This window comes from Streptomyces sp. NPDC048057 (assembly GCF_040653095.1).
Taxonomy (GTDB): domain Bacteria; phylum Actinomycetota; class Actinomycetes; order Streptomycetales; family Streptomycetaceae; genus Streptomyces.
In genome coordinates this window covers 18946-39672 of the sequence record NZ_JBEZNF010000042.1, presented here as the reverse complement: position 1 = coordinate 39672, position 20727 = coordinate 18946, and the positions used below count along the sequence as shown (strand labels likewise).

Sequence of the window (20727 nt, the reverse complement as noted above, 5' to 3'; positions counted from 1 at the left end):
CGGCCCGCACCGACCCAAGTGTCAGTGGCCCGTGAGCAGAAGCGGGGCAAACGCCCGTATCATCACTGCGCCAAGACCCCGTCCGGAGCCCCGCGCGCCCCTTAACTCGATGACGGGTGCCCGGCGCGCCTCCGGTGGCCAGTGATTCAAGGAGAAAGATGTCCGACAACACGACGTCGAGCACCGAGTTGAGATCCCAGTACATCAACCAGGTGGCCAGCGACCTGGAACGCAACACCAAGGAGCAGGAGCGGATCACGGCCGAGATCACCGCGCTCCAGGAGCAGTTGACCACCCTGCAACACGACCACACCGTACTGGTCAACATGCAAGGTGCCCTCGGCGTCCCCGCGAAGGCGACGGAGCCCGCGGAGAGCGGCAAGGCCACCGTGCCCGCGCCCCGCAAGCGCAGCACCGCGGCTTCCGGTACCCGCAAGGCGGCGAAGAAGTCCCCGGCGGCACGTCCCGCAGCCAAGGGCGCAGCCGTGAAGAGCGCAGCGCCCAAGGCTGCCGCGCCCAAGGCTGCGGCGTCGAAGGGTGCAGCTAAGAAGGGTGGAGCCGCGAAGGAGTCAGCGGCGAAGAGCGCTGTTCAGCCGACCCTGGTCGAACTGATCCGCCTTCACCTGGTGGAGCAGGGCGAGCCGCGCTCCGCGGCCGAGGTCACCGCAGCCCTGAGCAAGGTGCACCCCGACCGCACCATCAAGGCGACCGTGGTGCGCACCACCCTCGAAGGGCTCGTCGCCCGGAACCTGGCGCACCGCAGCAAGCAGGGCACCTCCGTCTTCTACACCACGCCCGACTCCACGCAGCAGCAGGAGTCCGCTGCCGCCACCGGGCCCGAGGGCAAGCCCGAGGCGTCCGCGGAGTGACACCGCGCACATGAGGCAGTCGAGCTCACGGGGCTTCGCCCGGTGGGCTGCTGCCGGTCGTCCGGCCCGTGGTCGTGGTGCCGTCCGCACGCGACCGCACCGGCCCGGACCGGGCCTCCTGCGCCTGGCCGCCGTCCGTGATCGGCGGCGACCCGGCGACGACGGGAGGGGAGTTGCGCGTCTTCCACGCGATCCACAGCCCCAGGATCACGGTGAGGGCTCCCGCGAACAGAGCCAACTCCTCGAACGTCCGCTTCACCCAGCCGTAGGAGTCGACGAGCCAGCCGAAGGCCCCGTCGTCCCGCGGCGCCTCCTCGACCTTCGCCTGCGCGACGACGGGCGGCTTCTCGTACAGCACCGTCTCCGTGCCTTCGTAGTACGACGTCACGGTCAGCGCGAGGTTCACCCGTCCGGCCTTCTTCGGCGTGACCTCCCAGAGCCAGGCCGTCGCCTCCTCGGCGTCACGGCCGTCCGTCACCGGTTGGCGCCGGGAGGAGATGAGCGTGCAGGAGGCGGCGCCCGAGCAGTGGAGTTTGACGGCCACCTGACCGCCGACCTTCACCTTCGCGCTGGCTCGGCCATCCTGCTGCGACGCCCGCCACTGACCGAACACCTCCGCGCGGAAGTAGGCCGGCTCCCCGGCGGTCAGCGTCAACGACGCGGGCTCGGTATAGACCAGGTCGCCGGTGAAGAGTTCGGCGCGAGCGCGGTCCAGCTTCTCGACGAAACTCCGATCGGTGCGCTGCGGCGCCGCCCTTCCGTCCTGCGACGACGGCGAGGTCATCCACTGCACCCCGAGGGGGACGACGGCGAGCAAGGTGCCCACGACGACCAGGACGCGACTGAGACGTAAGGGGGCGACGACGGACCACGACCGACCGAGCCGCCGTCTTCTTCGCGCAGCGCCAACGGGACTGCGCGGGTGTTCGTCGTCTTCGCCCGGGTGAACCATGCGCCCCCTCTGCCGGATCCTGGCCGGCGGGCCGATCAGCGTCCGTGACGCATTTTACGGTCCGTGCCGCTCCGCCCGTCGTCTCGTCGCTGAACCCGAGCGTCGTGAAGCATCCGTGCCCACTACGGAACGATTCCGGCAGTTCGGACGTGTCGGACAAGGCGGTGCCGTGAATTCCAGCCATGTGCGGATCGTGGCCCCGACGTCGCGACGCCCCGGCGCTTCCCGCAAGAACTTCACACAGGTGATGCTCTCGCGGTGGAATCTTCACCTCCATGATCAATGAGTCGTGACGGACGGTGAGGCCGTTGCCTAATGCACCTTTATGGCCTGCGAAGACGTGTCCATATGCCAGCCAACCGACGGTCGCGCACTTCTGTGGTCGGCCCGACACGGGTAGTCATGATCGCCGCGGCCCCGCGACTGCCAGGGGGCCGCTTCGGCCACGTACCTCCCGGAGGTCCATCCGTCATGTCCAGACTCACGCGTCGCCAGGTGATCGGAGTCGTCGCCGGCGCGGCGGCGGGCACGGCGCTCGTCGGCGCCGCCACCGCGAGCGCCGACAGCGCACCGGCCAGGGCCGCGGCACCCGGCGGCAGCCCCGCGCCCTTCGACGAGGTCTTCCAAGGCCGCCGCATCCAGGGCACGGCTGCGAAGGCCCACGCCCACGCCGACCACGGCACCGGCTACCGCGTCATGATCGACGGTCGCGAACTCCACGTCATGCAGCACGGCAAGAGCGGCTGGAGCAGCTCGATCAACCACTACGAGAGGTTCGAGAACCCGCTCGACGCCGCCCGCACCGCGGTCGTCACGCTCAAGGGTGCCGACGTCGTCCCCTTCTATCCCACCGTCTGAGCCGGGAGCAGCCGCCATGACCGTACGGAAGAACCAGGCGACGCTCACCGCCGCCGAGAAGAAGGCGTTCGTCGACGCCGTGCTCGAAGTCAAGCGCATCGGCGTGTACGACGAGTTCGTCGCCGCCCACCGGCTCCGGTTCTCGCTCGACATGAACACCGGGATATACGTGGGCCACTTCGGCCCCTCCTTCCTGCCCTGGCACCGCAAGTACCTCATCGACTTCGAGAAGGCGCTCCAGCAGGTCAACCCGGCGGTGTCGATCCCGTACTGGGACTGGACCGTCGACAACACCGCCGCCTCGTCCCTCTGGGCTCCGGACTTCCTCGGCGGCACCGGCCGCGCCCTGGACGACCAGGTCATGGACGGCCCCTTCGCGTACTCCGCCGGCAAGTGGAACATCACGGTCCTTGCCGACTCCGACCCCTTCCTCAAGCGCAACCTCGCCTACCGGGTTCCCACCCTGCCGACCCGGGCCGAGGTCGACGCGGCCCTCGCCATCCCCACGTACGACTCCGCCCCCTGGCGCGACGCATCGGCGGGCTTCCGTTCCGAGCTCGAAGGCACGTCGGGCTATCTGAGCATGCACAACCGGGTGCACAGCTGGGTCTGGGGGCAGATGCAGACGAGCGTCTCCCCGAACGACCCGGTGTTCTGGCTGCACCACGCGTTCGTCGACAAGCTCTGGGTCGACTGGCACGCACTCCACCCCACCAGCGCCGAGTACCTGCCCGCCGGGACCACGCCCGACGTGATCGACCTGAACGACCCGATGCCGCCCTGGACGAACGCCACCCCGCAGAGCGTCCTGGACCACACCCCGCACTACACGTACGCCTGACCCGGCTCCGCTCCCGCTCCCGCACGCCGCGGGAGCGGGAGCGGAACGCGCGGACGCCGCCGTTCGACTGAAGCGCCGTCACGTCGGATCGCGCGAACGGCCCGGTTGCCGATCCCGCCTCCGACGTTCCTGCATGATCACCAGCCGGATAATCGCACCCATCGCGAAGGGTCTGGCATGTACGGCAACAAACTCGCCCACACGGGCATGGGCACGGTGGCGATCGACGGACTGACCGTCGCGGGGGAGTGGCTGGTCGTGGTGGCGGCGCTGCTGGTGGTCACCGGCACCCTGCTCGTCCGCCTCGGCTTCCGCCGCGAGCGGCCACAGCGGTGATCGACGCACCAACGCCCCTGCTCCCGCCCCCACTCGTGCCGGTCGTCGGCCGGCACTCCGGCGTCGTGATCGCCGCTGCGGCACTCCCCCTGCTCGTCGCCGCCGTCTGGGCCGCGCTGCGCGGCATCGAGGCGGCCGGCTGACCGAAGGGCCGGGGCTGGCGCACGCCTGGCTGTGGGCACCGGTCGGCGCGCTCCTGGTCGTGCAGACCGTCCTGTTCGCCTGCGAACGCCCGCACCGCGCACAGCAATCCGCCACCGAATCCTGGCACGTCGCGGTCCTCATGCCGGTCTACAACGAGGACCCCGCCTATCTGCGCGCCGCCCTCACCGCACTCGCCGCCCAGACGCGCCGCCCCGACGCCGTCCACGTCGTCGACGACGGATCGGCGCACGACTACACCGAGGTGCGCACCTGGTGGACCGAGCACGCCCGCGCGGCGGACATCCGCACCACCTGGCAGCGCACCGCGAACCAGGGCAAGCGCCACGCCCAAGCGCAGGCGCTCAAGAGGGCCGGGACCCCGGACATCGTGGTCACCGTCGACTCCGACGCCAAACTCGCCCACGACGCCATCGACGAGATCCTCCAGCCCTTCGCCGACCCCCGCGTCCAGGGGTGCGCAGGACTCGTCCTCGCCGCCAACCACCGCAACACCCTGCTCTCCCGCTTCACCGACCTCTACTTCGTCGCCAACCAACTCGTCGACCGCTCGGCGCTGTCCCCCTCGGCGCGGTCACGGTGTCCCCGGGCAGCCTCGCCGCGTACCGCGCGGCCGTACTGACCGACAACCTCGACACCTACCTCACAGAGCGCTTCCTCGGGCGCCGCGTCCAGTTCTCCGACGACTCCCTGCTGACGCTCTTCGCCCTACTGAGGGGGCGCGTCGTGCAACAGCCCACCGCGGTCGTGCTCACGGCGATGCCCGAACGACCGGGACACCACCTGCGCTGGATACGCGGCTCCACCATCCGCTCCCTGTGGCGCGCCCGTTACCTCCCCCTGAGCCACCCCGCCTTCGTCGTCCAAGTCCTGCGCTGGTTCCGCCAGTTGCTGTGCACCGGCGCGATCTGCTGGCTCGTCGTCCTCCACCTGCGCCACGGTACGGCCCCCTCGCCCTGGTTGATCGCCGTCCCGCTGGCCCTCGGCTACGCCCAGGCCCTGCGCTACCTCACCGTGCGCCGCGACGACGAGACCTCCACGTACCAGATCGCCACCTGGCTGCTGACGCCCCTGGCCCTGCTGTGGGCCGGCACGGTGCTACGGGCGGTGCGCTGGTACGCGATCGCCACCTGCGGCAACACCAACTGGGGCACCCGCGCCGCCGGCCCCGAGGTGTCCCTCACACCCGGCTGAGGTCACCGCCCGCCCGCGCCCGAGCCCGGTCGACGCACCACGCACCCAACCCCACCAACACGGCCGCGCCCGCCGCGTACACCGGCAGCCACAGGGTCGTCGTCGCGGACAGACAGTCGGCGACGGCGGCCTGACTCCCGGACTCCTGCGCCTGGGCCAAGGCCGCACCGTCGCGACCGGCCAGGTCCCCGAGCTGCGCCTCCGTCCGTACGCTCTCGTACGCACCCAGCAGCGGACAGCGCGTCCGCGTGCCGGGCATCGGGAACAGCCACGCCCAACGCTGCATCATCGGAGCCAGTGCGATCGCCACGCACAAGCCGACGACCAGCGAAAACGCCACGAGATTACGCACGTACCCAGACCGCAGCCCCGGAGCCCACTCCGGCAGCCGGTACAGGGAGAAGACCACCACCAGCAGCGTGATCCCGATGTACGTGGCGAACCACTGCCACGACCCCTGCGCGAACGTCGCCGCCAACACGGCGGCGAGCGCGATCCCGATGACCCCCGGCTGCCCGGTGACGCCGCGCCCCGTGCCGGCGCCCGCCGAACTCCGTGCCCCTCGGCCGCTGTGATCGACCACGGTCCCTCCTGCCTGGTTGCGGCTCCCAGCATCCAGACGCCCCGCCCGATCACCCGCCGCCATGCCGGACCGGGCCACCAGCCTGGCCCGATCGGCGGCGCCCCCGGCCGACCTGTGACTACGTGCCGGCCCGCCCCGCCGGCGCGTGGGCGAGGTCGAGCAGCATCGTGTCCGAGGACCCCTCACGTCCCACGGCGAGGAAACCGCGGGTCATGTACAGGCGCACCGCCGCGTTGCCGTCCTCCACACTCAGGCTCAGCCCCTCGACGGGCTGCTCGATCGCGGCCTTCACCAACGCGTCCAACAGAGCGCTGCCGACGCCGCGCCCCCGGTACGCGGGCACGACGCCGAGGGTGAGCTCCGGCACCCCCGGGCCGACGTATCCGTACCCCGGGTCGTCCGCCGGAAAGACCCGCGCCCAGGCCGCGCCCACCAAGCTCCCCGCCGCGTCCTCGGCGACGACGCCGAAGTCACCGGGTCTCGACCAGTCGGTGACGTAGTGCGCGATGTGCGGCGTTCCGAGCAACTCGTCGCGGGTGAACCGGGGCCGGTCCCAGTTGAACGCCGCCAGCAGCATCTCCGTCAGGAAGTCGGCGTCCTGCGCCGTCGCGGGGCGCAGCCGTGTGCCGCCACCGGGTGTGTTCGTCGTGCCCGTCATCGCATCTGTCTAACAACGCAACGCGTCGCCCGCCACCGAGTATCCACCCCCGGCCGCGTCCGCCCGGGGCCGCGGCTTTCGCCGAACTACTGACAGACGCTGCCGCGTTTGCGACCATGGCCGACGCACCTCGAACGTTGCGTTGCGTACGCGCGGACCGGCCTCCACGACCTGCGCGCCGTCACGATCAGCGGACACGGAGGCGGGATGCCGACAAACGGGGGGATGCGGATCGGTGCGCCGCGGGCGCGGAGGTCCGGAGCGGTCGTCACGGTGTTCTGTGTCCTGGTGGGCTGGCTGCTCACCGCCCTGGGCGAACCCAGAGCGGCGTCCGTACTCGAACTCGACCCCGGCCTGGTGTGGCTGGCCAGCGACCCGCCCGGCCTGTTCACCTCCGTCGACCCCTCCTCCGCCCGGCCCGTGGCCCACGTTCCCTTCCCCGAAGGCGCGTTGGGCAGCGGCGGGCGCGTCGAGATGCACCAGGGGGACGATCGGGCGGTGGCACAACTCGTGCCCGGGCGTGAGCAGGGAAGACCAGGCAGCGCGGTGGTCCTCGACAACCGGCTGCTCGCCACCGACCCACGGGTGCTGCGGCTGCCGCTGCGAGTGTCCGTCGCCGCTTCCGGTACGAACGTGTTCACGCTGGACTCCGTCTCGGGCCGGGTGGCGGTCGGCGAGAGCCCGCGCGTTCCCCGGGCCGAGGACTTCGCGCTGGGCGGCCGGATCGGCGCCGTGGTCGAGGACGGAGCAGGGGGACTGTGGGCGCACCTGCCGACGACCGGGGAGGCCCGCAGAGTGGGGCGCAGCGGTGTCGACGGGACCGTCAGGGTGTCGCAGCCCGGTCATGACGTGCGACTGGTCGGCGGTGGCGGCGGGACAGCGGCGGCCGTCGACACGAAGGCCGGCACGTACGCCGTCCTGACCGGAGGTGACCGCGGCGGCCCGGTCTCGCTGCCGCTGGCCGCCGGTGAGCGCGTGGCCGCCGTCGGCCCCGGGGCGCGGGGTCGCCTGCACGTCGTGGCGGAACCCACCAACACCCTGGTGACCGTCGACACGGCGACGGGCCGTGCCGCGGCCCGATTACGGCTGCCGGACGAGGAGGGAGGGCAGTTCGGCGACCCGGTCGAGCACGGCGGGCGCATCTGGGTGCCCGACCGCGGCACGGGGCGGATTCTCGCGTACGGCCCGGGCACCGGGCGCGGCGGCGAAGCCGCCCGACTGGCCGACGGACCCGCCCCCGGGCTCACGGCCTTCGCCCGCGGCGAGTGGATCTGGGCCAACGATCCCGGCGGTCCGCTCGCGATGGTGGGCGACGCCAGGGAGGTGCGGGTCCTGCGGAAGTACCCGAAGGAGCGGCCGGCACCGTCCGCCTCGCCCAGCGCGTCGCCCTCCTCGACGCCGTCCGCGTCGCCCAGCGCGTCGCCGTCACCCGCCCCGAAGCCCACGGCTGAGCCGACCCCCTCCCGTACTCCGAAACCCAGTGCGAGCGGCGCGTTCGCCCCCGTTCTGACGGGCACGCTCGCCGCACCGGCCGGCCGGCTGAGCTTCGCGCCCGACGGCCGGGCCATCGCGGTGCACACACCGGCGAGGGACCGGATCGACGTATGGGTCCGCCGGGGCACGGGCTACGCCAGGAGTGGCAGCGTGCCCCTGTTCGGGGCCTCGGAGTCATTCGGGATGGAGTTCACCCCCGACTGGCGTTCGCTGTTCCTCGCGGTGGCCAACGGCGACGTCGGCGTCTACGACATGACGAATCCCCGCGCCCCACGGGTACGCCACCACTGGCCGACGTTCTTCGTCCCCTCAGGGGCAGTGACGCACACGGCGGTGGACGCGGCCGGCTCGCTGATGGCGATGGCCACCACGGACCGTTCGGCACGGGGCGAGCTGACCGTGCTGGACTTCTCGGACCCCGACTCCCCTCGGCGCATCGACACCGGAGCTGCCGTCGGCGGTCCGGGGGTGCTGCTCGCCAAGCCCGTGTTCAGCCCCGCGGCACCGCTCCTCGCCGTGCCCGTCATGAACATGGGCCGTGAGCCGTCCCTGGTGCTCGTGGACCTGACCGAACCCCAGGCCGCGCGCACCCACACCACGTCCCTGCGGACCTCCGTGGTCCCGGACTTCACGGCCGACGGCCGGTGGATGGTCGCCAGCGGCACGAACGGGGCCCTCTCGGTGTGGGACGTCTCCAACCCGTCAGCTCCGAAGGAACGCCCGGTGCCCGGTGCCACCACCGCCGGAGCCGTGGCGATCAGCCCGGACGGGCGGCTTGTCGCAGCCGGCCCCGCGCCCCAGCAACGCGGACCGGTGACCATGTGGCGCCGAACGACCGACGGCGGCTTCCGCAAGCTCGGCACGGTCCCCGGTGGCGACGAGGCCGTCCGGACCGTGGCCTTCGGCGAGGGCGGCCGGGTGCTGGCGTTGGGTACGGACAAGGACGTGCGCCTGTGGAGGATGCGGTGATCGATCGGCACGGCAGGTCAACGGACGAGGTACTGACGGGCTTCCGCGACCGCTTCGACCTGGCTGCCGATGCCCTCGGCCACGTGCTGCGCGGCAAGGACGCCGTCGTGCGGCACGCGTTGGTGTGCCTGCTCGCCGAAGGACACCTCCTGATCGAGGACGTTCCCGGCGTGGGCAAGACGTCCCTGGCCCGTGCACTCGCAGCCGTGTTCGGGGTGTCGAGCGGGCGCGTCCAGTTCACCCCCGACCTGATGCCGTCCGACATCACCGGCGTTCAGGTGCACCGGGGCGGCGGCGCCTTCGTCTTCGTGCCCGGGCCCGTCTTCGCGCACGTGGTCGTCTGCGACGAGATCAACCGCGCCTCGCCCAAGGCACAGGCCGCGCTGCTGGAAGTGATGGAGGAACGTCAGGTGTCGGTCGCGGGGGAGACCCACCGGGTGCCGACCCCCTTCATGGTCGTCGCCACCCAGAACCCGGTGGACTTCGCCGGCACCTACCCCCTGCCCGAAGCCCAGGTGGACCGGTTCCTGATGCGCGTGGGCATCGGCCCGCCCGACGTGGCGACCGAGAGCGAGATCCTCGCCAGGGAGCACCAGGAGCCGTTGGGGGCCGCGTCCGTGACCGGCGTCCTCGACGAGGACACCCTGGTCGAGATGATCGCAGCGGCGCGCCGGGTCACGGTCGCCCCCGAACTCCACCGCTACATCGCCCTGCTGCTGCGGGAGACCCGCTCCCCGGAGCACCGCGACACCCTCCGACTGGGCGCCAGCACCCGCGCCGGCCTCCAACTCCTGCGGGCCGCCCGGGTGCACGCCCTCGCCCTCGGCCGCTACGGAGTCATCCCCGACGACGTCAAAGACCTGGCGATGCCCGTCCTGGCCCATCGGCTGCTGCTCACCGACCGGGCCGTGATGTCGGGGGTGAGCGGGGCGGAAGTGCTGCGGAAGATCCTCAAGACCGTGCCGGTGCCGCGGTGAACCGGCTCCGGTCGCTCCCCGTGCCCACGACCCGCGGAACGGCGCTGCTGCTCTGCTCCCTCGCCCTGGGCGCCGCCGCACACACCCTGGCGACCCCGGTGCTCGCGGCGCTGGCGGCCTGCGGCCTGCTCGCCGTCCTGACGGCGCTCGGGACCCTGGTGGCCGCTTCGACGGGTCGCCGACGAGCGGTGCGGGTGCGTGTGGAACACGCAGTGGTCGAACGCGGCGAGCCCCTGCGCCTCCTGCTCGCACTGCCCGCCGGGCCGCGCTGGCTGCCCGCCCCGGAAGTGGGCCTGGCCTCGCCCGCGTTCGGCCGCACGGCCGTGCCCGCCGAGCCGACGCCCGGCCCGGCGGAAGCCGGCTACCCGCTTCCCACCACCCGCCACGGTCCCTTGCGCATCGACCCCGTGACGGTGCGCCGCGTCGACCCCCTGGCGCTGGCCCGTACCACCACGGTCCTCGACACTCCGCTGACCGTGCTGGTGCTGCCCCGCGTCCTGCCCGTGCCCCTGCGTGACGTCCGCCGCGCCCCGGCCCCCGACGGACGCGCCTGCGCGCTGTCCGCACCGGACGGTACCGAGGTCGAGCCGTACGCCCTGCGGGAGTACCGGCCAGGTGACGACGTCCGACGGGTGCACTGGGCGAGCAGCGCACGGACCGGCACGCTCCTGGTGCGTCAGGACACCGCCCTGGACACCCCCAGCCGCTACCTCTGGCTGGACGCCCGCCCCGGCGCCTACCGGTCGGCCGAGGCGTTCGAGGAAGCGGTCGACACGGCGGCGTCGCTCGCCGTGGACGCCGTCCACGGCGGGGAGTCCGTACGCCTGTGGACCTCCGCCGGCGCCGACCTGCACTGCCCCGCAGGACGGCCGGCCGCGGCCCGGGTGGTCGACTTCCTGCTGCGGGTCCCTCTCGACGAGCGGGACCCGCGCACTCCGCCTGCCTCGCCCATGGCGCCGATCGCCGCCCGCGGCCTGCTGACCGTCCTGACGGGGGACGCGGACTCCGCGCTCCCTCTGCCCGGCCGGCCTCCGGGCCACGGACGCGCCGTCGTGATCCACCTCGGCCCCACGGCCCCGGACGGCCCTGGCGGCTCTGACGGGACGTCGGGCCACACCACGGATCGACGGGACGGCACGGGGTTCGAGGGCGGAGAACCGGTCCGCCACCGGCACGCCGCGGACGCCGCCCGCGCGCTGCTGCTGTGGAGCGTGGCCGCGCGCACCCACACGACGATCCGGAGCGGGAACCTCCGGAGCGGGCGCTGATGACCGGGCCGCGTCGAGCCGCGCCGTCCCACGCCGTCCCGGTGCCGTACGTGCGACTGCTCGCCGTGTTCGCGGCGGCAGCCTCCTGCGGCTTCGTCTTCCACCAGGCCGTCGGACTCCGGACGCTGCTGGTGCCCGTCACGATCGCAGCACTGCTGCCGGTCCTGCTGCTCCTCCTCGTCCGACGACGGCTGCGACCGCTGGAAGTGACCCTGCCGCTGTCAGCCGTCCTGTGGCTACCGGCCGCCGCCGTCACCGTCCACGGCGCGACGTCCCCGGCCGGGGTGCCGACTGCCGTGTCCGACGCCCTCGACGCGGCGGCCCAAGGATGGGGCACGCTCCTGGACACCCCCGTGCCCACCGAGGCTGACCCCGTCCTGACGACCGTGCCCTTCACCCTCACCTGGCTGGCGTCGGCCGCAGGGGCCGAGCTGGTCCTCAGGACACCGGGCATCGCCGGGGCGCTCCCGGGGCCCGCCGCCTTCGTGTGCGCGGTCGCGGCCTGCCTCCCCGGCAGGGGCACGCTGGTGCCACAGGCCCTCGTGCTCGTCGCGGCCGCGACCGTGCTCCTCGCGCCGGGACCCGCACGGGCGCCAGGGGCCGCCGCGCGCCGCACCGCAGTACGGCGCCGGCTGCACGCGGTGGCGTGGACCGTCCCGGTGGGCGCCGTCGCCTTCGTCGCCGTCGTCAACCTGTGGCAGCCCGGCAGCGCCCCGTACGACCCGCGTGACCACCGGGCCTCCCGCACCCGCACGCTCACCGCGGGCCACCCCATGGCCCGACTCGCGGACTGGGAACGCCACCCCCGCCAGGAGCTGTTCCGGGCCTCGGCCGCACCGCCCGGTCGCTGGCGCTGGGCCACCCTCAGCGCCTACGACGGGCTGCAATGGTCGCCCTACGGCCCCTTCACCACGGTCGCCGGCCCCCTGCCCCCACCCGACGACGACACCCCGACACCCCCGAGCGATCCGCTGCGCCTCCAGGTGGAACTCACCGGACTCACTGGACCCTTGCTGCCGCTCCCTGAACGGGCGTTCGACCTCGCGGCCCCAACCGGGACCGCCTACAACCGGCACGAGCACGCCGCCCTCGCCCCCGGCGAACAGACCCGCTACCGCGTCAGTGCCGTACGGGCGGAGCCCCCTGCGCCCGCGACCCTGGCGCGGCAGGCCCCGGCCAGCGGCGGGAGCCATCTGGAACAGGCACGGCAGACTCCCGTCACCGTCCCCGCTGCCCTGACCGAGTTGGCCGACCGCACCCGCAGCGCCGCCCCCTCCCCGTACGGCCGGCTGACCGCCCTGCGCAACGCGCTGCGCGACGACGGCTACGTACGGCTGCGGGGCGCGCCCTACGCCCAGTCGACCGGTGCGCTCGCCCGCTTCCTGGAACAACGCCGGGGCACGGCCGTCGACTTCGCCGCCGCCTTCGCCCTCGCCGCACGTCTGCACGGCGTACCCAGCCGCATCGTCATCGGCTTCGACACCGGCGGCCAGCGGAGCACGATCGTCGCGGGCGACGCCCGCGTGTGGGCCGAGGCCGCCCTCGCCGGTGCCGGCTGGGTGCCCTTCGACCCGGCGCCGCCCACCACCGTGCAGGACACCGACCACCCGCCGCCCTCGGCCGCAGCCCGGCCCGACGCCCCCAGCCCGACGCCCTCCGGCCAGACCCCGACGACCGGCGAGACACAGCAGAGCCAAGCGAGCGGCACCACCCCGCACGCCCCGAAGACCGCCGTCCCCTGGCTGAACGTCGCCCTGTGGTCCCTCATCGGCCTCCTGGCGCTCGCCACAGCCGTGCGGACGGCCACCGTCCTCGTCGGGCCCGCGCTGCGACAGCGCCGGGGCCGCCGGTCGCCGGCCCCCACCACCAGAGTCCTCGCCGCCTGGCACGAAGCCGTCGAGGACTACCGGTACAGCGGAGCCGCCCCACCCGCACGCAGCGACACCTACGTGGAATCGGCGCGGACCATGGCAGCGCACCGCAACCCCGCCACCGAACCCGCCGCCGTCGCACTCGCCCTGCTCGCCTCCCGCGCCCGCTACTGCGAACCCGCCCCCGCAGGCACCGGTACGCCACCGGGGCCCGGTGCCTTGGACGCAACCGACGCCGAACTGGCCTGGCTGTACCAGGAGTCGATCCGCGCGCAACTGCTGCCCGGACGGACGCGGGCCAGAGCCGTACTACTCCGCCTGGTCCTGCCCCGTAACGCCAGACGACCGAAAGCAGCCTCCGACCGACTCCCCGCCCGCGCCGCGAGGACGGGGGAGGGGACACACCGATGAACGACGCCCTGCCCGGCCTCGCCACCCCCGGATCACGGGCGCTGCTCATCGGCACCGCCGGCACCGCCGACCCCGACGAACTGCCGCCCGTCGACGCGGTGCACCGCACCCTCGCCGACCTGCGGGAGGCGCTGCTGACCCACTGCGGTCTGCACCCGGAACGCCTGGACGTCGTGGTCGACCCGACCGACCCGGCAGCCCTCGCCCGCGCCGTCGCCCGAGCGGCACGGGCCACCACCGACACCCTGTTCCTCCACTACGTCGGCCACGGTCTCGTCGGCCCCCGCAACGAACTGCGCCTCTGCACCCGGTCCACCACCGGGGCTCAGGACGAACTGCGCTTCACCACCGTCTCCTTTGCCGACCTCCTCGACGTCATCCGGCCCCACCGCCCCGATCGACTCGTCGCCGTCCTCGACTGCTGCCACGCCGAACGCGCCGCCGACGAGCCCGTCACCGGCCTGCGCCACCACTACCTGCTGCCCGCCGCCGCCCGTGATCAGGCCGCCCTCGCCCCACCCGGTCGAGCCCACACCACCTTCTCCGGCGCCCTGATCGACCTGCTGAACGACGGAGTGACCGGAGCGCCGCACCTGCTCACCCTGGAAGACGTGCAGCACGCCCTGACCGGCCGGGGCATGAGCCCCCGGGCCCGGCTGGACTCCACCAGCGCGAGCTTTCCCCTCGCCCGCAACACCGCCCCCACCGTCACCCCGCGGGAAGTCCGTGCGAACCGGGACAGCGGAACGTGCCCCTACCCCGGACTCGCCGCCTTCGACGAGACCAACCACCGCTGGTTCCACGGACGCCAGGGCCTCGTCGACGACCTGCTGCACACCGTGACCAGACCTCCGCACCCGGACCTGCCGCTGATGCTGCTCGGCGTCTCCGGCGTCGGCAAGTCCTCCCTGCTGCGCGCCGGTCTCCTGCCCGCGCTGCGCCGAAGCTCACCGGACGCCGAACGCCCCGCCCGGACCTGGACGACGGTGCTGGTGACCCCTACCGGGCGCCCTCTGCGCGTCCTCGCTAACGCCCTTGCACCGCTCACCGGCGCGGACGGCCCCGCTCTCCAACGCCAGCTGACCACTGCTCCCACCCGGGTCGCCCGCGCCCTGCACCGCCCCGGGACGGCCGTCCTGATCTGCGTCGACCAGTTCGAAGAGGTCTTCACCCTCTGTGACGACGAAGCCGAACGCACCGCCTTCCTCCGCGCGCTGACGACCCTCGCCGGCCCGGCCGCGGCCCCCGGCCCCGTGTCCGGCTCGACCACCGGCCCCCGCACCACACTCCGCGTACTGCTGTGCGTCAGCGCCCTGTACTACGCCCAGTGCGCCGAACGCCCCGAACTCACCCGTGCCCTGTCGCACCAGCAGACCGTGGTGCCACCGCTGGACGCCGCAGGCATCCGCGCCGCCGTGCTCGACCCCGCCCACCAGGAGAACCTCCGGGTCGAGGACGGCCTGCTCGAACTCGTCCTCGCCGACCTCGGTCACGACCGCAACGGCTGGCACGGCCCGGACCCCGACACCGGACCACCCCGGCCTGCCCAGGGGGCACTCGGCTCCACGGTCCACCTCGCCCAAGCCCTCGCCGCCACCTGGCAGCGGCGCGAACACGGCACCCTCACCGTCCGCGGCTACCGCGCCACCGGCGGCATCGTCGGCGTCCTCACCGCCACCGCCGACGCCGTCTTCGCCGACCTCACCCCCGACGAACGCATCCTCAGCCGCCACCTGCTGCTGCGCACCGTACGCCCCGGCCGCCCCCTCGAAGGCGTGCCGCCGACCCGCCAACCAGTAGACCGGCACGCCCTGGTACGGGAACTCTGCGGCCCCGACCCCCAACGCCGCGCCACCGCCGACGCCCTCGTCGACCGCTTCCTGCGCGCCGGTCTGCTCGTCCCCTCCGGCGACCTCGTCCAACCAGCCCACGACACCCTCCTGCGGGACTGGCACCTGATGCGCGGATGGCTCGCCGACGACCCCCACTGGCGACTGCGCCACGGCCAGGTGCGTGCAGCGACCGAGGCGTGGCGGGTCTCGGGCGAACGCGCCGACGACCTCTACCGGGGACACACCCTGGCCGAAGCCCTGGACCTCGTCCGCGACCGACCACGGCTCGACGTGGGGGAGGACGTGGCGCGGTTCCTCGACGCATCGGTACGCAGCGAGCGCCACGGCGCGCGTCGGCACCGGCTGCGCGGGCGGCTGGGGCCGGTGCTCGCCGTCGCCACCGCGGGCAGCCTCGTCGCGGCGGTCGTCCTCGGCACGACGGGAACGCGCGCCCAACGCGACGCCACCGCCGAACGGGAGACCCGACAGGCCCGCGACCAGGCCCGTGCCGCCATGGACCTGCGGGACCTGGAGCCGGCGCACGCCGCCCGGCTGGCCCTCGCCGCACGGCACCGCGGCGGCGACGAAGCGTGGTCGGCCCTGATCTCCCTGTCCCGAGGTCCGCACCCCCTGCCCCAAGCAGCCACGGCCGCGACGCGCCTGCCCGCGGTGACGGCCGCGTCCTTCGCACCCCGGGAACCGCTGGTGGCCCTGGTGACCGGAGGCCGCGTACGCCTGTGGAGCACCGTCACCGGTCGCGGCATCGGCACCCTCACCCCGCGCGGCGACCGGCGCACCCCGCTCGACGTGGCCCACTCAGGAGACGGCCGACGCGTCGTGGTGCTCACCACCGGCCCCGGCGGAGCCGAGGCACACGTCTGGGATGCCACCTCCGTGGAGGGACAGCCCGCCCACGTCCTCGCCGTGCGCCCCTCCCCGGGGGAGACCTGGAGGGTCAGCCTGTCCAAGGACGGCTCCACCGTGGCCGTCACCAGCGAGGAGGCCACCGAACTCCTGCCCGTCACCCCCGCCGGCGAGCGTCGCATCCTTGACGGCGAGAGCCTCGCGTACGTCGCGGGCGGCACCCTCCTCGCCGGACTGGACCGCGACCGTCGGCCCACGGTGCGCCAGGGCACCCGATCCGCCGTCCCGCTGCCGGGCGCCACCGGCAAGTACGTCGGACTGCCCGCCGTCGCCCCCGACGGCACCGCACTGGCGGCCCGGCGCGCGGACGGCACCGTCGACCGCTGGCAGCTCGACAGCCCCACCGTCCTCCGGATGGACCCGCTCACCTCCACCGCCACCACCGGGCTCCTGGAATTCTCCGGCGACAGCCGGTTCCTGGCCGTGTCCGAAGGCAATGGCCGAGTCGCGCTGTGGGACGCCCGAGTCCCGGCCCGGCCCACCCTGACGACGGTCCATGAGTGGCGCTCAACGCCGAAGTTGCTGCTGTTCGGCCCGCCATCCGCCCCGGGCCATCCGGCGCTGTTCGTCTCCGACGGCGTGACGAGCGGCCTGTGGAGTGCGTTGCCGTTGCGCCAGCCGGCCGCCCGCACGGAACTGCCCGTACCGGGTCCCGTCGCGAGCGCCTTGTCCCCCGACGGCACGCTCGTCGCGGTGGGAACCCACGAGGGCGCGGTGCGGATCCGTGCCGCGGCCGGCGCTGCCGAACCCGTCGACCTGGGTGGCGGCACCGGCAGCCCCGTGACGGACTTGGCGTTCCTGCACGACGGGCGCACCGTGATGGTCGTCCGGGGCAAGGGCGTGGAACTGTGGGACGCGGAGGACGGCGCAGCGTCCCGCCCCCTGGCCACCCTGCCCGGCGTACGGGCGGCTCCCGCGGCCGGTGCAGCACGGCTGCTGGTCTCCACGCCGGAGCGAAGGGTCGTGCTGTGGGACACCGACCGTCCCACGAACCCACGCCGCATCATGGACGTCGCAGCCGCCCCGCCCCTCCCCACGGAACCGGTCGCCCTCTCTGTCGACGGCACCCTCGCATACGCCGGAAAGTGGTGGGATCTCACCCACCCCACACCGCGCGCCGTTTCCGGTACGCCCACGACGGCGGCACGAGCCGTCCCTCTTGCCTCCGCGGCCCCGAAGCCGGCCGCGGACCAGCAGCGGCTCGTCACGGGCGGCGACACCACCCTGCTGGTGGGAGCCAGCAACGCCGCCGAGGACGTACGCAAGTCCGAAGGACGGGAACGTGACGTCACCGCACCCGGTACGACCGTCACCGCCGCGGCCCTCACCCCCGACGGATCCCTGCTGGCGCTCGGCGACGCACGCGGCAGCGTCCGGCTCGCACGCCGGACCGCGACCGGCGACTGGCACACGATCACCACCCTCCCCGCCCGGGAGGGCGCCATCACGGCCCTGGCCCTCACCTCGAAGGCCGACCTCGCCGTCGCCGCGGCGGACGGCACCGTCCTCGTCTCCGCACTCGCCCCCGACCACCTCGCCACCGCCCTGTGCAGCCGGCTGCGCACCCAGACCCCGCCGGCAGCCTCCGACCTGCCGGAAGTCGCCGGTCCGTCGAACGAACAGCTCTGCGGCGACGACTAGACGAACCCATCCCCCGCCCCTGCAACGGAAAGGCCGACAGCACCGTGCGCCTGATCTTCTCCACGGCGTCCCCGGACGACATCACCCCCGACGACTGGCGGGACCTTCGCTCCCGACTGGAAGCCGAACCCGACCTGGGCCGCATCGAGGAACTGCGGCGCCCCGTCGCCCGGGGCGAGCTGGGAGCCGACCTCTACGGCCTGGCGATCGAACTCGGCGTCGTCACGGTCGCGGTCCTCGGTGTCGCCCTGGAGTCCTGGCTCCGCTCACGGACCGGGCGCTTCACCGTGACCTGGGAGAGCGACGAACCCAACGGCCGCAACACGATCACGGTGGAAGCCGACAACACCCACGGCGTGCGCGCGGCCCGAGCGGTGGTGGAGGACCTGACACGCGCCCTCGAAGGTTTCCGTAGCCCCGATGCGCCGACGCCGACCGAGCCCCCACCGTCACCGCCCTCCGCTCCGGCAGACCCTTCCGACCGACCCGACGACCCCGACTCGTCCGACACGGAACCGTCACGTCATGGCGATACCGACCGATGAGTTTGATCAACTGGGGCAGTCCTATCTGTCACGATGAACCGTCCGAGGAGGAGCACGTGCCCCAGTTGCTGAGAGTGCAGAACTTCAACGTCTCGACGGACGGTGTCGGAGCCGGCGAGCACCAGAGCCTTGAGCGTCCCTTCGGCGACCTCGACCCCGAGAAGCTGTTCGCCTGGGCCGGTGCCACCGCGAGCTGGCCCCGGCGCACCGAGCCCGGTGGCACCCGGGGCCTCGACGACTACTTCACCCGCGACTTCGCGCACAACATCGGTGCCGAGATCATGGGCCGCAACAAGTTCGGCCCCCAGCGCGGGCCCTGGCAGGACCACGAGTGGCGCGGCTGGTGGGGCGACGAGCCCCCGTTCCACACCCCGGTGTTCGTGATGACCCACCACGAGCGGCCGTCGTTCACACTCTCCGACACCACGTTCCACTTCGTCTCCGGCGACCCGAGCGCGGTCCTTGAACGGGCGCGCGACGCGGCGCAGGGCAAGGACGTCCGGCTCGGCGGCGGCGTCACCACCATCCGTCAGTTCCTTGACGCCGACCTCGTCGACACCCTGCACGTGGCGGTCGCGCCGGTGAAGCTCGGGCCCGGACTGCGGCTGTGGGAGTCCCCCGAAGAACTGCTCGACCGCTACCACCTGGAGGTCGTCCCCAGCTCAAGCGGCGTGGCCCACCACCTGTTCTGGCGCAAGTGAAAGGCCCCCGGGCGCCAGCTCAACCCCGTTGGCGGGTGTTGATGCGGGCGGCCCGCCGGGTGAGGTGATCGCGTTCGGCGAGGTTGGGCGCCCGGCAGGCGGCCTCGGCGTACAGCCGTGCCGCAGCCTGGAGGTCGCCGTCGCGTTCGTGGAGGTACGCGGCCACCGCGGCGTGACGAGGGACGGACGGGTCCACCAATGCCAGGGCCGCCAGCCCGGCGCGCGGCCCGTCCGCCTCGCCGACGGCCACGGCACGGTTCAACCGGACGACCGGGCTGTCGGTCAGCCGCACCAGTTCGTCGTACCACTCAACGATCTGCACCCAGTCGGTCTCCTCCGCGGTGGGCGCATCGGCGTGGAGCGCGGCAACGGCTGCCTGCGCCTGGTACTCACCCAGTCGGTCGCGCGCGAGGGCCGCCTGAAGGACTTCGACGCCCTCGGCGATCGCAGCGGTGTCCCAACGGTCGCGGTCCTGCTCGGCGAGCGGCACCAGCCTGCCGTCGGGCGCGGTCCGAGCCGCGCGACGGGCGTGGTGCAGCAGCATGAGCGCGAGCAGCCCCGCGACCTCGGGGTGGTCGATCCCTGCCACGAGCTGCCGGGTCAGCCGGATCGCCTCCGCGGCGAGGTCGACGTCGCCCGTGTAGCCCTCGTTGAAGACGAGGTACAGCACCCGCAGCACGGTCGCGACGTCACCGGGCTGGTCCAAACGGACGTGGGTGACGGTGCGCTTCGCACGGCTGATGCGCTGCGCCACGGTCGCCTCGGGCACGAGGTACGCCCGGGCGATCTGCCGGGTGGTGAGCCCGCCGACGGCGCGCAGCGTCAGCGCGACCGCGGACGACGGCGTGAGCGACGGATGGGCGCACAGGAAGTAGAGCTGCAACGTGTCGTCCACCGCGGGCGCGAGCCCCGGCGGCGGCTCGTCGTCGACGAGGTCCTCACGCCTGCGGCGGGCGGCGTCCGCCCGCTGCGCGTCGAGGAACTTGCGCCAGGCCACGGTGACCAGCCACGCCTTCGCATCCCGCGGCGGGTCGGCAGGCCAGGTCCGTACGGCCTCCATCAGCGCGTCCTGTACGGCGTCCTCGGCCGCCGCGAAGTCGGCTCCGCGGCGGACGAGGATCCCGAGCACGCCCGGCGTGAGGCTTCTGAGCAGCGCCTCGTCCATCGACGGAGTCACTCGGTGATGCAGGGCGCCGCGCCGAGGAACGGGCGTACTTCCAGCCACTCGTGAAGGGGCCTCCCACCCGCCCCGGGCGCCGCCGACAGCTCTCCGGCCAGCTCGACGGCGCGCTCGCTGCTGTCGACGTCGATCACCATCCAACCGGCGATGAGGTCCTTGGTCTCGGCGAACGGCCCGTCGGTGACGGGCGGGCGGCCCTCCCCGTCGTACCGGACGAACATCCCCTCAGGAGCGAGTGCCTGGCTGTCGACGAACTCGCCGGTCTCCTCCAACCGTGCAGCGAAGTCCTGCATGTACTGCACGTGGGCCGAGATCTCCGCGGGCGTCCACCGGTCCATCGGCACGTCGTTGACCGAGGCCGGAGCGCCACGGTAGTGCTTGAGCAGCAAGTACTTCGCCATCGTGTTTCTCCCTGAGCGCTGGTGCGACCCATTGTGGTCGCCTTCACTACGGGGACGGAG

At 73.2% G+C, this 20727-nt stretch carries 19 protein-coding genes; 14 read left to right on the top strand and 5 right to left on the bottom strand.

Annotated elements, in window-relative coordinates; translation table 11 throughout:
• The first annotated feature begins 158 nt into the window (after positions 1-158).
• Positions 159-869 carry a hypothetical protein gene (locus AB0E05_RS33470; RefSeq protein ID WP_361970809.1) on the top strand — a complete coding sequence of 237 codons (711 nt, stop codon included), beginning with the start codon at positions 159-161 and terminating at the stop codon, positions 867-869.
• A 25-nt stretch (positions 870-894) separates the two neighbouring features.
• Here the strand turns inward: AB0E05_RS33470 and AB0E05_RS33465 are convergent, their stop codons facing one another.
• The gene (locus tag AB0E05_RS33465; RefSeq protein WP_361970807.1) at positions 895-1695 is read right to left on the bottom strand and encodes a hypothetical protein; all 801 of its coding nucleotides are present in this window, start codon (positions 1693-1695) and stop codon (positions 895-897) included.
• 597 nt (positions 1696-2292) lie between these two features.
• Between AB0E05_RS33465 and AB0E05_RS33460 the strand changes: the two genes are divergently transcribed.
• From AB0E05_RS33460 to AB0E05_RS33435, 6 genes are all read left to right on the top strand, one after another.
• On the top strand, positions 2293-2679 hold the full coding sequence (locus AB0E05_RS33460; RefSeq protein ID WP_361970805.1) for a tyrosinase cofactor: 387 nt from the start codon (positions 2293-2295) through the stop codon (positions 2677-2679).
• Positions 2680-2695: 16 nt separating this feature from the next.
• On the top strand, positions 2696-3520 hold the full coding sequence (locus AB0E05_RS33455) for a tyrosinase family protein (protein ID WP_361970803.1): 825 nt from the start codon (positions 2696-2698) through the stop codon (positions 3518-3520).
• Positions 3521-3697: 177 nt separating this feature from the next.
• Positions 3698-3856: a hypothetical protein gene (locus tag AB0E05_RS33450; RefSeq protein WP_361970801.1), complete on the top strand. Its 159-nt coding sequence runs from the start codon at positions 3698-3700 to the stop codon at positions 3854-3856.
• Positions 3853-3999: a hypothetical protein gene (locus AB0E05_RS33445; RefSeq protein WP_361970799.1), complete on the top strand. Its 147-nt coding sequence runs from the start codon at positions 3853-3855 to the stop codon at positions 3997-3999. Before AB0E05_RS33450 ends, AB0E05_RS33445 begins: the two co-directional genes overlap by 4 nt.
• A gap of 59 nt (positions 4000-4058) precedes the next feature.
• Positions 4059-4640, top strand: coding sequence for a glycosyltransferase (locus AB0E05_RS33440; protein ID WP_361970797.1), 582 nt, complete (start codon positions 4059-4061; stop codon positions 4638-4640).
• Entirely contained in the window at positions 4598-5212 is a 615-nt protein-coding gene (locus AB0E05_RS33435; protein ID WP_361970795.1) for a hypothetical protein, read from the top strand. The genes AB0E05_RS33440 and AB0E05_RS33435 overlap by 43 nt, the downstream gene beginning before the upstream one ends.
• Here the strand turns inward: AB0E05_RS33435 and AB0E05_RS33430 are convergent.
• On the bottom strand, positions 5199-5795 hold the full coding sequence (locus AB0E05_RS33430; RefSeq protein WP_361970793.1) for a hypothetical protein: 597 nt from the start codon (positions 5793-5795) through the stop codon (positions 5199-5201). The genes AB0E05_RS33435 and AB0E05_RS33430 overlap by 14 nt on opposite strands.
• Positions 5796-5913: 118 nt before the next feature.
• Positions 5914-6453, bottom strand: coding sequence for a GNAT family N-acetyltransferase (locus tag AB0E05_RS33425; RefSeq protein ID WP_361970791.1), 540 nt, complete (start codon positions 6451-6453; stop codon positions 5914-5916).
• Between the two features lie 207 nt (positions 6454-6660).
• Here AB0E05_RS33425 and AB0E05_RS33420 point away from each other — a divergent pair, with 207 nt between their 5' ends.
• The 7 genes from AB0E05_RS33420 to AB0E05_RS33390 are packed head-to-tail and all read left to right on the top strand — an operon-like array spanning position 6661 to position 19086.
• On the top strand, positions 6661-8916 hold the full coding sequence (locus tag AB0E05_RS33420) for a hypothetical protein (protein ID WP_361970789.1): 2256 nt from the start codon (positions 6661-6663) through the stop codon (positions 8914-8916).
• Positions 8913-9893: a MoxR family ATPase gene (locus AB0E05_RS33415; RefSeq protein WP_361970787.1), complete on the top strand. Its 981-nt coding sequence runs from the start codon at positions 8913-8915 to the stop codon at positions 9891-9893. The genes AB0E05_RS33420 and AB0E05_RS33415 overlap by 4 nt, the downstream gene beginning before the upstream one ends.
• A gap of 20 nt (positions 9894-9913) precedes the next feature.
• On the top strand, positions 9914-11161 hold the full coding sequence (locus tag AB0E05_RS33410) for a DUF58 domain-containing protein (RefSeq protein WP_361970785.1): 1248 nt from the start codon (positions 9914-9916) through the stop codon (positions 11159-11161).
• Entirely contained in the window at positions 11161-13443 is a 2283-nt protein-coding gene (locus tag AB0E05_RS33405; RefSeq protein ID WP_361970783.1) for a transglutaminaseTgpA domain-containing protein, read from the top strand. Before AB0E05_RS33410 ends, AB0E05_RS33405 begins: the two co-directional genes overlap by 1 nt.
• On the top strand, positions 13440-17840 hold the full coding sequence (locus tag AB0E05_RS33400) for a hypothetical protein (RefSeq protein WP_361970781.1): 4401 nt from the start codon (positions 13440-13442) through the stop codon (positions 17838-17840). Before AB0E05_RS33405 ends, AB0E05_RS33400 begins: the two co-directional genes overlap by 4 nt.
• A 44-nt stretch (positions 17841-17884) precedes the next feature.
• Positions 17885-18385 (top strand): hypothetical protein, encoded by a 501-nt coding sequence (locus AB0E05_RS33395; protein WP_361970779.1) that lies wholly within the window; start codon positions 17885-17887, stop codon positions 18383-18385.
• A gap of 56 nt (positions 18386-18441) precedes the next feature.
• Positions 18442-19086 (top strand): dihydrofolate reductase family protein, encoded by a 645-nt coding sequence (locus tag AB0E05_RS33390; protein WP_361970777.1) that lies wholly within the window; start codon positions 18442-18444, stop codon positions 19084-19086.
• 19 nt (positions 19087-19105) lie between these two features.
• On the opposite strand, the gene AB0E05_RS33385 is transcribed toward AB0E05_RS33390, so the two are convergent.
• Together AB0E05_RS33385 and AB0E05_RS33380 are read right to left on the bottom strand one after the other, a co-directional pair.
• Positions 19106-20251 carry a DUF6596 domain-containing protein gene (locus AB0E05_RS33385; protein WP_361970821.1) on the bottom strand — a complete coding sequence of 382 codons (1146 nt, stop codon included), beginning with the start codon at positions 20249-20251 and terminating at the stop codon, positions 19106-19108.
• Positions 20252-20259: 8 nt separating this feature from the next.
• Positions 20260-20667 carry a YciI family protein gene (locus tag AB0E05_RS33380; RefSeq protein WP_361970775.1) on the bottom strand — a complete coding sequence of 136 codons (408 nt, stop codon included), beginning with the start codon at positions 20665-20667 and terminating at the stop codon, positions 20260-20262.
• Between the last annotated feature and the right edge of the window lie 60 nt (positions 20668-20727).